Below are 14,032 nucleotides of genomic sequence, written 5' to 3' on the forward strand. Positions count from 1 at the left end.
CATGTCGAAATTTTTTATCGACCGCCCCATTTTCGCCTGGGTAATTGCCCTGGTGATCATGCTGGTCGGGGCACTCTCGATCCTGAAGTTGCCCATCAACCAATACCCGGCCATCGCGCCAACCGCCATCGACATCCAGGTGACCTACCCAGGCGCGTCCGCACAAACCGTGCAGGACACCGTGGTGCAGGTGATCGAGCAACAGCTGAACGGTATCGACAACCTGCGTTATGTGGCCTCGGACAGTAACTCCGACGGCAGCATGACCATCACCGCGACGTTCAACCAGGGTACCAACCCGGACATCGCCCAGGTTCAGGTGCAGAACAAACTGAACCTGGCGACCCCACTGCTGCCGCAAGAAGTGCAGCAGCAGGGTATCCGCGTGACCAAGTCGGTGAAGAACTTCCTGATGGTGATCGGTCTGGTGTCGGAAGACGGCAGCATGACCAAGGACGACCTCTCGAACTACATCGTGTCCAACATCCAGGACCCGATCTCGCGTACTGCGGGCGTCGGTGACTTCCAGGTGTTCGGTTCACAGTACGCCATGCGTATCTGGCTTGACCCGGCCAAGCTCAACAACTTCCAGTTGACCCCCGTCGACGTCAGCACGGCGATCTCCGCGCAGAACGTCCAGGTGGCCACCGGTCAATTGGGCGGCCTGCCTGCCCTGCCCGGCAACCAGCTGAACGCCACCATCATCGGCAAGACGCGTCTGCAAACGGCTGAGCAGTTCGGCAACATTCTGATGAAGGTGAATGCCGACGGTTCCCAGGTTCGCCTGCATGACGTCGCGCGTATCGAACTGGGCGGCCAGAACTACAGCATCAGTGCGCAGTTCAACGGCAACCCGGCTTCCGGTATGGCGATCAAGCTGGCTTCGGGCGCCAACGCCCTGGACACCGCCAAGGCGATCCGCGCCACCGTGGCGTCGCTGGAACCGTTCTTCCCGCCGGGCATGAAGGCGGTGGTGCCGTATGACACTACGCCGGTTGTGACCGAGTCGATCTCCGGCGTGGTTCACACCCTGGTCGAAGCGATCGTGCTGGTGTTCCTGGTGATGTTCCTGTTCCTGCAGAACTTCCGCGCCACCATCATCACCACCATGACGGTTCCGGTGGTATTGCTGGGTACGTTCGGGATCCTTGCGGCGTTCGGTTTCACCATCAACACCCTGACCATGTTCGGCATGATCCTGGCCATCGGCTTGCTGGTGGATGACGCCATCGTCGTGGTGGAAAACGTCGAGCGGGTGATGGCCGAGGAACACCTGTCGCCGAAAGAGGCGACGGTCAAATCCATGGGCCAGATCCAGGGCGCCCTGGTGGGTATTGCCCTGGTACTGTCGGCAGTACTGTTGCCGATGGCGTTCTTCGGTGGTTCCACCGGTGTGATCTACAAACAGTTCTCCATCACCATCGTTTCGGCCATGGCGTTGTCGGTACTGGTTGCCCTGATCTTCACCCCGGCCTTGTGCGCCACCATGCTCAAGCCCATCGATCCGGAAAAACACGGCCAACCCAAGCGTGGTTTCTTCGGCTGGTTCAACCGCACCTTCGACCGTGGCGTACTGAGCTACGAGCGCGGCGTGGGCAATATGATCAAGCACAAGATCCCGGCGTTCCTGGTGTACGCGCTGATCTTCGCCGGCATGATCTGGCTGTTCATGCGCATTCCTGCCGCGTTCCTGCCCGACGAAGACCAGGGTGTTATCTTCGCCCAGGTGCAGACACCGGTCGGTTCTTCGGCTGAACGTACGCAAAAAGTCATCGACGACATGCGTGCTTACCTGCTCAACGACAAGGAAGGCGAGCCAGGCGAAGGCAAAGGCGTGAAATCGGTGTTTACCGTGAACGGCTTCAACTTCGCCGGTCGTGGCCAGAGTTCGGGCCTTGCGTTCGTGATGCTCAAGTCGTGGGATGAGCGCGATGCGTCCAACTCGGTATTCGAGATCGCCAAGCGCGCCCAGGGTTACTTCATGCAGACCTTCCAGGACGCCATGGTGTTTGCCATCGTGCCGCCGTCGGTTCTGGAGTTGGGTAACGCCACCGGTTTCGACGTGTTCCTGCAAGACCAGGGCGGCGTCGGCCATGAGAAGTTGATGGCAGCACGTAACCAGTTCCTCGGTATGGCTGCCCAGAGCAAGATCCTGGCCGGTGTGCGCCCCAACGGCGTGAACGATGAGCCGCAGTACGAACTCACCGTCGACGACGAGAAGGCCAGCGCCCAGGGCATTACGCTGTCGAACATCAACCAGACCCTGGCAATTGCCTTGGGTGGCAGCTACGTCAACGACTTCATCGACCGTGGTCGGGTGAAGAAGGTGTACGTGCAGGGCGAAGCCGCCAGCCGCATGTCGCCTGAAGACCTGAACAAATGGTACGTGCGCAGTGACTCCGGGAAGATGGTGCCGCTTTCGGCCATCGCTTCGGGCAAGTGGATCTACGGCTCGCCGAAGCTCTCGCGTTACAACGGTGTGGCGGCGATGGAAATCCTCGGCACCCCGGCACCGGGCTACAGTACCGGTGACGCCATGACCGAAGTCGAGCGGATCGCCAAGCAACTGCCGGCCGGTATCGGCTATGCCTGGACGGGTCTGTCGTACGAAGAACGCCTGTCCGGCTCCCAGGCACCGGCGTTGTACGCGCTGTCGCTGCTGGTGGTGTTCCTGTGCCTCGCGGCGCTGTACGAAAGTTGGTCGATCCCGATTGCAGTGGTACTGGTCGTGCCGCTGGGTGTGGTGGGTGCATTGATTGCGACCAGCATGCGCGGCCTGTCCAACGACGTGTTCTTCCAGGTGGGCCTGTTGGTAACGGTGGGTCTGGCGGCGAAGAACGCCATTCTGATCGTGGAGTTCGCCAAAGAGCTCCACGAGCAAGGCAAGGGCATCGTCGAGGCCGCTATCGAAGCATCCCGCATGCGTCTGCGACCGATCATCATGACCTCCATGGCGTTCATCCTCGGCGTACTGCCGTTGGCGATCTCCTCGGGCGCAGGTTCAGGCAGCCAGCACGCGATCGGTACCGGCGTAATTGGCGGTATGATCACCGCGACCGTCCTGGCGATATTCTGGGTGCCACTGTTCTTCGCAACCGTGTCCTCCGCCGGCGAGCGTAAAAAGACAGTGACTACTGAAACTCCTAAAGAGGCTGGCCAATGAGCAAGTCGCTACTTTCCCTAGCCGTCACCGCATTCGTGCTCAGTGGCTGCTCGCTGATACCTGACTACCAGCGCCCCGACGCGCCGGTGGCGGCACAGTTCCCGCAGGGGCCGGCGTATTCGTCGGCCCAGGCGCCGGGCCAGGCCGCTGCCGAGCAGGGCTGGAAGCAGTTTTTCCATGACCCTGCCCTGCAACAGCTGATCCAGACCGCGTTGGTGAACAACCGTGACCTGCGTGTCGCGGCGCTGAACATCGACGCCTATGCGGCTCAGTACCAGATCCAGCGGGCCGACCTGTTCCCGGCCATTTCGGCCACGGGCAGCGGCAGCCGCTCGCGCACCCCGGCCAAACTGTCGCAGACCGGCGAAGCGGGCATCACCAGCCAGTACTCGGCCGGCCTCGGGATCAGCTCGTACGAGCTGGACCTGTTCGGCCGCGTGCGCAGCCTGAGTGAAGAAGCGCTACAAAAGTACTTCGCCACTGAAGAAGCGCGGCGCAGCACCCAGATCAGCCTGGTGGCCAGTGTGGCCAATGCCTACCTGACCTGGCAGGCCGACAAGGAACTGCTCAAGCTGACCCAGGACACCCTGGGCGCGTTCGAACAGAGCTACAAGCTGACCTCGCGCAGCAATGAAGTCGGCGTGGCCTCGGCCCTCGACCTGAGCCAGGCACGCACCTCGGTGGAAAACGCCCGGGTCGCACTGGCGCGCTATACCCGCCAGGTAGCCCAGGACGAAAACAGCCTGACCCTGCTGCTGGGCACCGGCCTGCCAGCGAATATCGCCAGCAAGCCGCTGTCGGATGACCTGCTCAGCGAAGTGCCGGCCGGTTTGCCTTCGGACCTGCTGCAACGTCGTCCCGACATTGTGCAGGCCGAGTACAACCTCAAAGCCGCCAACGCCAATATCGGCGCAGCGCGTGCGGCGTTCTTCCCGAGCATCAGCCTGACCGCCAGCGCCGGTACCGCCAGCCCGACCCTGGGCGGCCTGTTCAAAGGCGGTTCGGGCACCTGGTCGTTTGCCCCGCAGATCAACATCCCGATCTTCAACGCCGGTAGCCTGCGCGCAAGCCTGGACTACTCGAAGATCCAGAAAGAGATCAACGTGGCCAACTACGAGAAGGCTATTCAGACCGGCTTCCAGGAAGTTTCTGACGGCCTTGCCTCACGTGAGACCTACAAGCAGCAGCTGGATGCCCAGCGCGGCTTCGTCGCGGCCAACCAGGATTACTACCGCCTGGCCGAGCGTCGCTACCGCATTGGTGTCGACAGCAACCTGACGTTCCTCGACGCCCAGCGCCAACTGTTCAGTGCCCAGCAATCGCTGATCACCGACCGTCTGGCGCAGCTGACCAGCGAGGTCAACCTGTACAAGGCCCTCGGCGGTGGCTGGAACGAGCAGACCGCGAAGAACGAGCCGTTGAAAGAAGAAGCACCGGCGTTGAAGTTGTTCTGATAACGGCGCAGTAAACAAAAAACCGCCTCCCTTACAGGAGGCGGTTTTTTTATGTCGCGGCTTTAATCACCAACAAGGCGCGTTCAAGTACTCACTCGAAGCAACGTGCACTGGACCTCCACCCCACTCCCCGCATCGGTTTCCCATCCAAGTGAAAAGCTGGCCTCGATCAATGCAGTTTCAGCACCGTCAGTGGTGAAGCGATTGACAGCCAAATTGCCCCAATAGGACTGTGGAAGGTAATTGATATAGTCCCCCCAGCTGAAGGTCGCTTGTATGGGCAACAGCTGTGGGCCGATGGGATAGGTCATGCCAGCTCTCAACACAAGCTGGCCGGCGTCAAGTTTCAGTTCGTTTTTCGTGCCCTGGTTGTCCAACAGACCAAGGCGGATGTGACAGTAACTGCCTTCCTTATAGATCAACTTAAAGCTGTCGAAGGTCAGCGCAACCGTCTGGCCCCCTCATAGATGAGGTCTCCACTGAACTCATCCGAGGCCGTTAAAAACGTCCCCATATCCGATCCAAAGCTCATGGATGCTTCTCCCTTGAACGCTAAAAAGTTATCTCCTCCGTCTCGAACATAGCCGCTCAATACCCGCCCATCTACTGTCAACCCTGACAGTAGACACAGGCCCCAATGCGCCTGAAGCTGACGGGTTGAGCGCTTCACAATTGCGTTCGATCATCGCCCACAACCCGCGCTCCCCCGATTGAACCGCCCCCGGACCGCCCCGCACCATGGCCGCCTAATAACAACAGGTGCAACACCATGAGCACGCTCCGCCCTCGCCAGCTTTTGCTGGTAACCGCTATCGCCAGCCTTGCCCTCCCCGTCGTCGCCGAAGAACACGGCTTTTTCGAAGACGCCAACGCCAATCTCAACCTGCGTAATTTCTTCTTCAACCGCAATTACACCAACCCCTCCAAAACCCAGGGCGGCGCGCAGGAGTGGACGCAAAGTTTCATCCTCGACGCCAAATCCGGCTTTACCCAAGGCACGGTAGGCTTCGGTGTGGATGTGCTGGGGCTGTACTCATTGAAGCTCGATGGCGGGCGCGGCACCGGTGGCACCCAGCTGTTGCCGCTGGACCACGATGGCCGCCCGGCGGATGAATTCGGGCGCCTCGGCGTGGCGTTCAAGGCGCGGATTTCCAAGACCGAAGTCAAGGTAGGCGAATGGATGCCGGTGCTGCCGATCTTGCGTGCGGACGATGGCCGCTCCCTGCCGCAAACCCTGCGCGGCGGGCAGATCACCTCCAGGGAAATCGACGGCCTGACCCTCTACGGCGGCCAGTTCCGCGCCAACAGCCCACGCGATGACAGCAGCATGAACGACATGTCGATGGTCGGTAAAACCGCCTTCACCTCCGACCGTTTCAACTTCCAGGGCGGCGAATACGCGTTCAACGACAAGCGCACCCAGATCGGCCTGTGGAATGCCCAGCTCAAGGACATCTACCGCCAGCAGTTCGTCAACCTGACCCACAGCCAGCCCCTGGGCGACTGGACCCTGGGCGCCAACCTCGGGTTCTTCTATGGCAAGGACGACGGCAGCGCCCGCGCCGGCGAGCTGGACAACAAGACCTGGTCCGGCCTGTTCTCGGCCCGCTACGGCGGCAACACCTTCTACGTCGGCCTGCAAAAGCTCACCGGCAACAACGCGTGGATGCGCGTCAACGGCACCAGCGGCGGCACCCTGGCCAACGACAGCTACAACAGCAGCTACGACAACGCCCAGGAAAAATCCTGGCAGGTGCGTCACGACTACAATTTCGTCGCCCTCGGCGTTCCGGGCCTGACCTTGATGAACCGCTACATCAGCGGCAGCAACGTGCACACCGGCACCATCACCGACGGCAAGGAATGGGGCCGCGAAAGCGAATTGGGCTACACCGTGCAAAGCGGCAGCCTGAAAAACCTTACCGTGCGCTGGCGCAATTCCAGCATGCGCCGCGACTACAGCAACAATGAGTTTGATGAAAATCGCTTGATTGTCAGCTATCCCATCTCTCTGCTCTGAGCCGAGGAGAAAGAATCGCCATGACTAAGCGATGCTTACATGGCGATGCACGCTCGGGCCTACTCAGACCCTGAGATTAATCACCGAAGAATCATTCTCCGCTTCACTCAGACAGCGTAAAAAAACTTGTAAGAACACGAAATAAAGCACGAAGGAACCCTTACTGCAGTCGCACCAATTACAGAGGGCCAGACGGATATCTTTTCCGTCAAGCGGCGATACCACCCACCTCTAAAACATGGAACGAATGTATGACCATCAATGCCTCTAGCAATCCAGTCAATCAAGTTTGGAAAACTTGGCAACAATATATACACGCGGAGTCGAAGAGTACCGGTGGCGCCGACAGCAAAGACATCAGCCACGCCACACCCGCTGTAGTTGATGAAACCGATCGTCGCCAAAAAGCTCAGCGTCAACATCAGCCTGCCAACAGCCTTACTCAGCTGAGGCTCAGCCAGGCCCGCGCCGCTGAACCCGCGCAGACACCCGGAATCATATTTACAACCCTTGTCGACGTGCCCAGGTCGCCATCCGGAGCGCCCATCACGCATGAGTTTGATAATGGGAACGTCAAGATAACGTCCTCTCCCCTGCACCCGGGAAGTTTCAACGGCGTTCCTATCCAACGAAACAAAGTCACCATTGAAACGGGCGGCAAAGATGATCTTGTTGAGATAAAGACACTCACCACGGGCGGGGTAGTGGCCGAGATCAACGGGAAGGCTTATGCACTGCCCATCGAAAACATTGGAGCCATGACCGAACAACTTGAAATAAAAACCAACGGCGGCAAAGACCACGTCACCATCGCCGATAACATCTGGTTCGAAACAACCGTCAGCCTCAATGACAGCCATCGTGTAACCGGGCTCAATGGTTACATTTCCGCACCGGAATCCTCCGGCCAAAAAACATTCCTGGAACCTGGCGTCATCCCGGTTGCCTCGCAGATGAAACAAGAGGGAAATAGCCAAGTGTTCAGGCACGGCGACGTCACTATTACCTTCGACCCGAATAAAAACGCTTTGCAGTTCGGCGATGGAGTAACCATCATCAAGACCGGTGATGGGGCAGACACCGTCCATATCATGGCGGCCGAAGATGGCTCGATGGTTGCCCAAATCAATGGCGAAAAATTCCTGTTGCCAATCAAAAACGACGCCACCGGGCGCTCAAGGCTCTACATCACGACACAGGGCGGCGACGATAAAACCATTATCGACTCCAACGTCAAAAACTATGCGTTCATCCTTCCCGGCGAAGATAAGAACGGCTCGCTCTACAGAGGGGGTGGTTTTGTTTCAGGCGCTGAAGAGCCCCGCCTCGCCCAGCGATACAGGCCACAGAACTACAACCCGACAGCCAACGCCTGATCGTAAAAACTGCTTGGCTGCGCAGTAACGACGCCCCCACCCTGGGGGCGTTCATGTGTCAAAGAGGTTGGGCCCACTCAGTCAATAACGGCTGACGCCTTACCATCCCTCCCGTTGGTCAAAATCCAGTCCGCAATCGGGCAATACATGCTGTATCGTGCGCAGCACTCTGGAGTCCGGCCCCGTATGAAATCCATCACCCTCGTGCTGTCAGCGCTTGCCGTAGCCAGTTGCCTGAGCGGTTGTATCGGTTCGCCGATCCCCTTGACGGCACACACCGAACAACGCCTGCACGCCCAGGCGCCGATCCGTTTTCTGCTGACCTTCGATGACGGCCCCAGCGCCTCGGGCTACAACAACCCGAGCCGTTCGGTGGTCGCTGACCTCGCGCACAACCCGATACTGCCGGGGATCAAAGCGGTGTTCTTCCTGCAGACCGAAGCGTCGCGTTCCGGCGGCAGCTCGCGGGGGCGCAAGACCATGGAACGTGAGTACGCAGGCGGGCATATCCTGGCGTTCCACACGGCAACAGCGTTTCATACCAATCATCGCTGGCTCGGCGACGCAGAGCTGGAGCGCACCCTCAGCCAGGGTGCAACGGACATCGCTTCAATCACCGGCGCGCCGCCCGTGCTGGTACGCCCGCCGTTCTGGAACTACGACCGCCGCACCTTCGCCGCCTACCAACGCCACGGCATGCACGTACTGCTCACGGATTTGAGTGCCAATGACGGCAAGATCTGGGGCTTCAACGCCAGCCCGCGCCGCCGCGCCAACCTGTATCGACAACTGTCAGTGGTGCGCGAGCGAATCGCGCTAGGTGAGTTGCCGACGGTGGACGGCGTGACACCGGTGGTGGTGACCTTCCACGACATCAACCGCTACACCGCACGGCATATGCAGGAGTACTTGCAGATCCTGCTCGACAGCGCCCGCATCAATGGCATGCAGACCGCCGCCGAGCCGTTCTACACCGACCGCGCCGTGCTGGAGCGTGCAGCGCTGGCGCGTACCGTCAAGGACGTGAACGAGCCGGTGCACCTGCCGGGAGTGTGGAATTGGGTGTGGGATGCGGATTCGCACTGATGCGTGGATCACACGCAAATCCCCTGTGGGAGCTGGCTTGCCTGCGATGCGGGCGCCTCGGTTTTTCGGTGATACCGAGGTGATGCCATCGCAGGCAAGCCAGCTCCCACAGTTGATCGCGTCACAAGTCAATCCTGCTGACGGGACTCCACGCCCAGCTCATCCCACACTGATTCGGCCAGGTGGAAAGTGGCATTCGCCGCCGGAATCCCGCAGTAGATCGCGCTCTGCATCAACACTTCCTTGATCTCGGCGCGTGTCACGCCATTGCTGGCGGCGGCGCGCAGATGCAGCTTGAGTTCTTCGCTGCGGTTCATGCCGATCAGCATGGCGATGGTAATCAAGCTGCGGGTATGACGCGGCAGGCCGGGGCGGGTCCAGATATCACCCCAGGCGTGGCGGGTGATCATTTCCTGGAACTCGCTGTTGAACTCGGTCAGGGCATTCAGGCTGCGGTCGACATGGGCATCGCCCAGCACTTCGCGGCGTACTTGCAGGCCGTCGGCGTAACGTTGTTTCTCGTCCACAAAAACTCCTTGCTCAATTCGATTCAGGCTCAAGCACCTGTGGCGAGCGGGCTTGCCCGCGTTGGGCTGCGTAGCAGCCCTGGACCGTCTTCAGCAGGACCTTGTTGTCGGGTTTTGGGGGCGCTTCGCGCCCCAACGCGGGCAAGCCCGCTCGCCACAAAAAACCTGCTCACCACACTGGGTTAATGCGCCAACAAAAAGTCCAGCACACGGTCACTGAACGCCGCGCCGGCCTGTACGTTGGACAGGTGCGCGGCGTAGAACTCGGCGTACTCGGCGCCCTGCACATGGTTCTGGATAAAGTGGCTACCGGCCGGCGGTGTGACGGCGTCTTCGGTGCCGGCAATCACCAGGGTCGGCACTTTGATCAAGGCCAATTGGTCTCGGAAATCCGCATCACGCACCGCGGCGCAATTGGCGGCATAGCCTTGGGGGTCAGTCGCCGCGAGCATATCGGTGATCTGCCTGGCCTGGTGCGGGTTGGCGGCGGCGAAATCGGCGGTGAACCAGCGTGCAATCGAGGCATCGCGCAGGGCTACCATGGCCGCCGCGCCGTCGCGCAGGACCATCTCGATGCGCGGGTCCCAGATCTGCGGCGTGCCGATCTTGGCGGCGGTGTTGCACACCACTAGGCGCTGCAGGCGCTCACCGGCATTGATCCCCAGCCATTGACCGATCAAACCGCCCATGGACAGCCCGCAAAAATGCGCACGCGGGATGCCCAGCGCATCCAGCAGCGCGAGCACATCGTGGCCCAGTTGCTCGATGCTGTAGGGGCCCTCGGTCACCAGGGATTTGCCGTGGCCACGGGTGTCGAAACGCAACACGCGAAAATGCGCGGTGAAAGCCGCGATCTGGATGTCCCACATATGCAGATCGGTGCCCAGCGAGTTGGACAGCACCAGCACCGGCGCGTCGACCGGGCCATCCAGTTGGTAATGCAGTTCGCCCTCGGCGAGTTGTACAAATGCCACAAAGGCCTCCTTAGGCAGTCAATGCAAAGTGTTCGGTTACGGCGCGGGTGACCCAGGTTTGGGCCTGGCCCAGATAGTGGGCCGGGTCGAGCAGGTGATCGAGTTCGGCCGCTGACAGCTCGGCCGTCACGTGCGGTTCGTCCGCCAGCACCGCACGCAAATGACGGCTCTCGGCGACCGCACGTTTGCAACATTGCTCCAACAGATGGTGCGCAGTCTCGCGGCCCAGACGCTGGGCAAGCACGATGCTGACGGCTTCGGCCAGCACCAGGCCCTGGGTCAGGTCGAGGTTGTGCGCCATGCGCTCGGGGTCGACTTCCAACCCTTCGCTAACCAGCAGCGCTTGTTTCAACGCGCCGGAGACCAAGCGGCAAATCTGCGGAAGGGTTTCCCACTCGGCATGCCACAGGCCCAGACTGCGTTCGTGCTCCTGGGGCATGGCGCTGAACATCGTCGCCACCAGGCCGGGCACACGGGTGGCCGCGCTGATCAGCACGGCGGCGCCGACCGGGTTGCGTTTGTGGGGCATGGTCGATGAGCCGCCCTTGCCCGGCGCCGATGGCTCGAACACTTCCGCCGCTTCCGTCTGCATCAGCAGGCTGATATCTCGCCCCAGCTTGCCGAGGCTGCCGGCGATCAGCCCAAGCACACTGGCGAACTCCACCAAACGGTCGCGCTGGGTATGCCAGGGTTGCTCGGGCAAACTCAGTTGCAGCTCCTGCGCCAAGGCTTCGGCGACGGGCATTGCCTGTTCGCCGAGCGCGGCCAGGGTGCCGGAAGCGCCGCCAAATTGCAGGACCAGCAGGCGTGGTTTCAGCTCGGCAAGGCGCTGACGGCTGCGCGTCACCGCCCCCAGCCAGCCGGCGATTTTCATCCCCAGCGTGACCGGCGTCGCATGCTGCAACCAGGTTCGACCGGCCAACGGCACGCCCGCATAACGCTGGGCCTGCACCGCAAGCACCTCGCCGAGCTGCGCCAGGTCGGTTTCGATCAACGCCACCGCGAGCCGCAGTTGCAGCACCAGGCCGGTGTCCATCACATCCTGGCTGGTGGCGCCCAGATGCACATAACGCTCGGCCCCGGCATCTTCACCGGCAATCAACTTGCCCAGCGCCTTGACCAGTGGAATCGCCGAATTCCCCGCCGTGGCAATCGCCACGCCGAGGGCATCCACGTCGTACAGCGACGCCAGGCACGCCTGGGCAATCGGCGCGACGGCGGCCTGGGGAATCAGCCCCACCCGCGCCTCGGCACGGGCCAACCCGGCTTCAAAATCCAGCATGCCCTGCAGGCGCCCCTGGTCGCAGAACACCTCGGCCATGCTGTCAGCGGTGAAGTAAGCGTCGAACAATTGATTGCTCGTGCGCAAAGTCATAACTCGTCCCTTACAGATCGTGGTGCAAATACGCCGCCTGTTTCGGCAGGCGCAAGCTGAACAGGAAGGCCACCGCCATCATGCCGGTGACGTACCAGTAGAAGGTGTTTTCCATGCCCATGGATTTAAGGCCCAGGGCCACGTATTCCGCCGAGCCACCAAAAATTGCGTTGGCTACCGCATACGCCAGGCCCACACCCAGGGCGCGCACTTGGGGCGGGAACATTTCGGCTTTCACCAGGCCGCTGATCGAGGTGTAGAAACTTACAATCGCCAGGGCCAGGGTGATCAGCACAAACGCCAGGAACGGGCTGCTGACGGTTTTCAGGCTGAGCAGGATCGGCACGGTGCACAGGGTGCCCAACGCGCCGAACCAGAGCATCGAGTTACGACGGCCGATCTTGTCCGCCAGCATGCCGAACAACGGCTGCATACACATGTAGAGGAACAGCGCACCGGTCATGATGTAGCTGGCCGTCTTGGCGTGCATCCCGGCGGTGTTCACCAGGTATTTCTGCATGTAGGTGGTAAAGGTGTAGAAAATCAGCGAGCCGCCGGCGGTGTAGCCGAGCACGGTGATAAACGCTGCCTTGTGATCGCGGAACAGCGCGGCAATGCTGCCGGCGTCCTTGTCCTGGCGCGTTTCCTTGCTGGTGGTTTCCTTGAGGGTGCGACGCAGCAACAGCGAGATCACCGCCGCAATGGCGCCGATCACGAACGGAATCCGCCAGCCCCAGGCGCGCAATTCTTCTTCGGTAAGCAGCTGTTGCAGGATCACCACCACCAACACCGCCAGCAGTTGCCCGCCGATCAGCGTGACGTACTGGAATGAGGCGAAGAAACCACGCTGGCCCTTGAGCGCGACCTCACTCATGTAGGTCGCGGTGGTGCCGTATTCGCCACCCACCGACAGGCCCTGGAACAAGCGCGCCACCAACAGCAACGCCGGAGCCCAGGCGCCGATGTCTTTGTAGGTGGGCAGGAAGGCGATGACCAGAGAGCCGGCGCACATCATCAGCACCGAGATCATCATCGAATTTTTACGGCCGTGCTTGTCGGCCACCCGGCCAAACAGCCAGCCGCCGATAGGTCGCATCAGGAACCCGGCGGCAAATACACCGGCGGTGTTGAGCAGTTGCACCGTGGGGTCGTCCGACGGAAAAAACGCCGGGGCAAAGTAGATGGCGCAGAAGGCATAGACGTAGAAGTCAAACCATTCGACGAGGTTGCCGGAGGATGCCCCGACGATCGCGAATATCCGTTTGCTGCGTTCTTCTCCGGTGTAGTGACTTGTCGTCGTTGTTGTCATGTTTTTTCACTCAGTGGGAACGGTTATAGCCTAGACATACTTTGCAACAACCATGTTCCGCAAGCAGACTTTTGGATATGCATTGCCTGAAAGGGCCTCATCGCAGGCAAGCCAGCTCCCACCGTTGGCCGGTATCTCCTGTGGGAGCTGGCTTGCCTGCGATGAAGCCCTACAGCCAACTCAATAATCGAAAAACACCGTTTCCTTGTCTGTGCCCTGCAAAATCACATTCCACTGATGCACCCCAGCCGCATCCGGCTTGGCAATCAAGGTACTGCGCCGCTCTGCCGGCACACACGCCAGCAACGGGTCGTCGCCATTCAACGCCTCACCGTCAAAATAAATCCGCGTCAGCAAGTGCTTCACCAGGCCGCGCGCGAACACCAGCACCACCAGGTGCGGCGCCTGGGTCGTGCCTTGCAGCCCCGGCACGCTGCCCGGTTTGATGGTGGTAAAGCGAAACCGTCCTTCGGCGTCCACCGGCACCCGGCCAAAGCCTTCGAAGTTCGGGTCGACAGCCTTGTCCTGCTCATCCTCAGGGTGGTCGTACTTACCGGCGGCATTTGCCTGCCAGACTTCGAGCATGGCGTCGTTGACGACATCACCGTTGCCGTCCACCACCTGCCCGCTGATCGCCACGCGCTCGCCCAAGGTGGCGGGTACGGTCAGGTCTTCGCGGTTCAGCCAGGTCAGGCCGATGTGGTAGTACGGCCCAACGGTGTGGGACGTGGTCGCATAGAGTGTCATC

At 60.8% G+C, this 14,032-nt stretch carries 11 protein-coding genes; 5 read left to right on the forward strand and 6 right to left on the reverse strand.

The window, feature by feature from the left end; genetic code table 11:
• Nucleotide 1: 1 nt before the first annotated feature.
• Complete coding sequence (locus LRS56_19450; protein WDU61015.1) at nt 2–3,163, forward strand: efflux RND transporter permease subunit; 3,162 nt, start codon at nt 2–4, stop codon at nt 3,161–3,163.
• The gene (gene adeC / locus LRS56_19455) at nt 3,160–4,617 is read left to right on the forward strand and encodes an AdeC/AdeK/OprM family multidrug efflux complex outer membrane factor (GenBank protein ID WDU61016.1); all 1,458 of its coding nucleotides are present in this window, start codon (nt 3,160–3,162) and stop codon (nt 4,615–4,617) included. Before LRS56_19450 ends, adeC begins: the two co-directional genes overlap by 4 nt.
• Nucleotides 4,618–4,700: 83 nt before the next feature.
• Here the strand turns inward: adeC and LRS56_19460 are convergent, their stop codons facing one another.
• The gene (locus LRS56_19460; protein ID WDU61017.1) at nt 4,701–5,039 is read right to left on the reverse strand and encodes a hypothetical protein; all 339 of its coding nucleotides are present in this window, start codon (nt 5,037–5,039) and stop codon (nt 4,701–4,703) included.
• Between the two features lie 347 nt (nt 5,040–5,386).
• Here LRS56_19460 and LRS56_19465 point away from each other — a divergent pair, with 347 nt between their 5' ends.
• The 3 genes from LRS56_19465 (at nt 5,387) to LRS56_19475 (ending at nt 9,099) form a co-directional block, all read left to right on the forward strand.
• Nucleotides 5,387–6,637, forward strand: a complete 1,251-nt coding sequence (locus tag LRS56_19465) for an OprD family porin (protein WDU61018.1) — start codon at nt 5,387–5,389, stop codon at nt 6,635–6,637.
• Nucleotides 6,638–6,888: 251 nt separating this feature from the next.
• A complete protein-coding gene (locus LRS56_19470) occupies nt 6,889–8,013 on the forward strand; it encodes a hypothetical protein (protein WDU61019.1) in 1,125 nt (374 codons plus the stop codon).
• Between the two features lie 186 nt (nt 8,014–8,199).
• Nucleotides 8,200–9,099 carry a polysaccharide deacetylase family protein gene (locus LRS56_19475; GenBank protein WDU61020.1) on the forward strand — a complete coding sequence of 300 codons (900 nt, stop codon included), beginning with the start codon at nt 8,200–8,202 and terminating at the stop codon, nt 9,097–9,099.
• A gap of 128 nt (nt 9,100–9,227) precedes the next feature.
• Here the strand turns inward: LRS56_19475 and pcaC are convergent, their stop codons facing one another.
• The 5 genes from pcaC to pcaG all read right to left on the reverse strand — a co-directional run bounded on the left by pcaC (nt 9,228) and on the right by pcaG (nt 14,031).
• Nucleotides 9,228–9,626, reverse strand: coding sequence for a 4-carboxymuconolactone decarboxylase (pcaC, locus tag LRS56_19480; protein WDU61021.1), 399 nt, complete (start codon nt 9,624–9,626; stop codon nt 9,228–9,230).
• 182 nt (nt 9,627–9,808) lie between these two features.
• A complete protein-coding gene (gene pcaD, locus LRS56_19485) occupies nt 9,809–10,600 on the reverse strand; it encodes a 3-oxoadipate enol-lactonase (GenBank protein WDU61022.1) in 792 nt (263 codons plus the stop codon).
• A 10-nt stretch (nt 10,601–10,610) separates the two neighbouring features.
• Complete coding sequence (locus LRS56_19490) at nt 10,611–11,975, reverse strand: 3-carboxy-cis,cis-muconate cycloisomerase (GenBank protein WDU61023.1); 1,365 nt, start codon at nt 11,973–11,975, stop codon at nt 10,611–10,613.
• Nucleotides 11,976–11,985: 10 nt separating this feature from the next.
• Nucleotides 11,986–13,284, reverse strand: coding sequence for an MFS family transporter (locus tag LRS56_19495; GenBank protein WDU61024.1), 1,299 nt, complete (start codon nt 13,282–13,284; stop codon nt 11,986–11,988).
• A gap of 180 nt (nt 13,285–13,464) precedes the next feature.
• On the reverse strand, nt 13,465–14,031 hold the full coding sequence (gene pcaG / locus LRS56_19500; GenBank protein WDU61025.1) for a protocatechuate 3,4-dioxygenase subunit alpha: 567 nt from the start codon (nt 14,029–14,031) through the stop codon (nt 13,465–13,467).
• Nucleotide 14,032 lies beyond the last annotated feature (1 nt).

This window comes from Pseudomonas poae (assembly GCA_028869255.1).
Classification (GTDB): Bacteria; Pseudomonadota; Gammaproteobacteria; order Pseudomonadales; family Pseudomonadaceae; genus Aquipseudomonas; species Aquipseudomonas poae_C.

Excerpts from the sequence above, each read along its gene's own strand:
- LRS56_19470 (WDU61019.1), top strand. The coding sequence starts at position 6,889 with ATGACCATCAATGCCTCTAGCAATCCAGTCAATCAAGTTTGGAAAACT.
- LRS56_19465 (WDU61018.1), top strand. The coding sequence starts at position 5,387 with ATGAGCACGCTCCGCCCTCGCCAGCTTTTGCTGGTAACCGCTATCGCC.
- adeC (WDU61016.1), top strand. The coding sequence starts at position 3,160 with ATGAGCAAGTCGCTACTTTCCCTAGCCGTCACCGCATTCGTGCTCAGT.
- LRS56_19490 (WDU61023.1), bottom strand. The coding sequence starts at position 11,975 with ATGACTTTGCGCACGAGCAATCAATTGTTCGACGCTTACTTCACCGCT.
- LRS56_19450 (WDU61015.1), top strand. The coding sequence starts at position 2 with ATGTCGAAATTTTTTATCGACCGCCCCATTTTCGCCTGGGTAATTGCC.
- LRS56_19495 (WDU61024.1), bottom strand. The coding sequence starts at position 13,284 with ATGACAACAACGACGACAAGTCACTACACCGGAGAAGAACGCAGCAAA.
- pcaG (WDU61025.1), bottom strand. The coding sequence starts at position 14,031 with ATGACACTCTATGCGACCACGTCCCACACCGTTGGGCCGTACTACCAC.
- LRS56_19475 (WDU61020.1), top strand. The coding sequence starts at position 8,200 with ATGAAATCCATCACCCTCGTGCTGTCAGCGCTTGCCGTAGCCAGTTGC.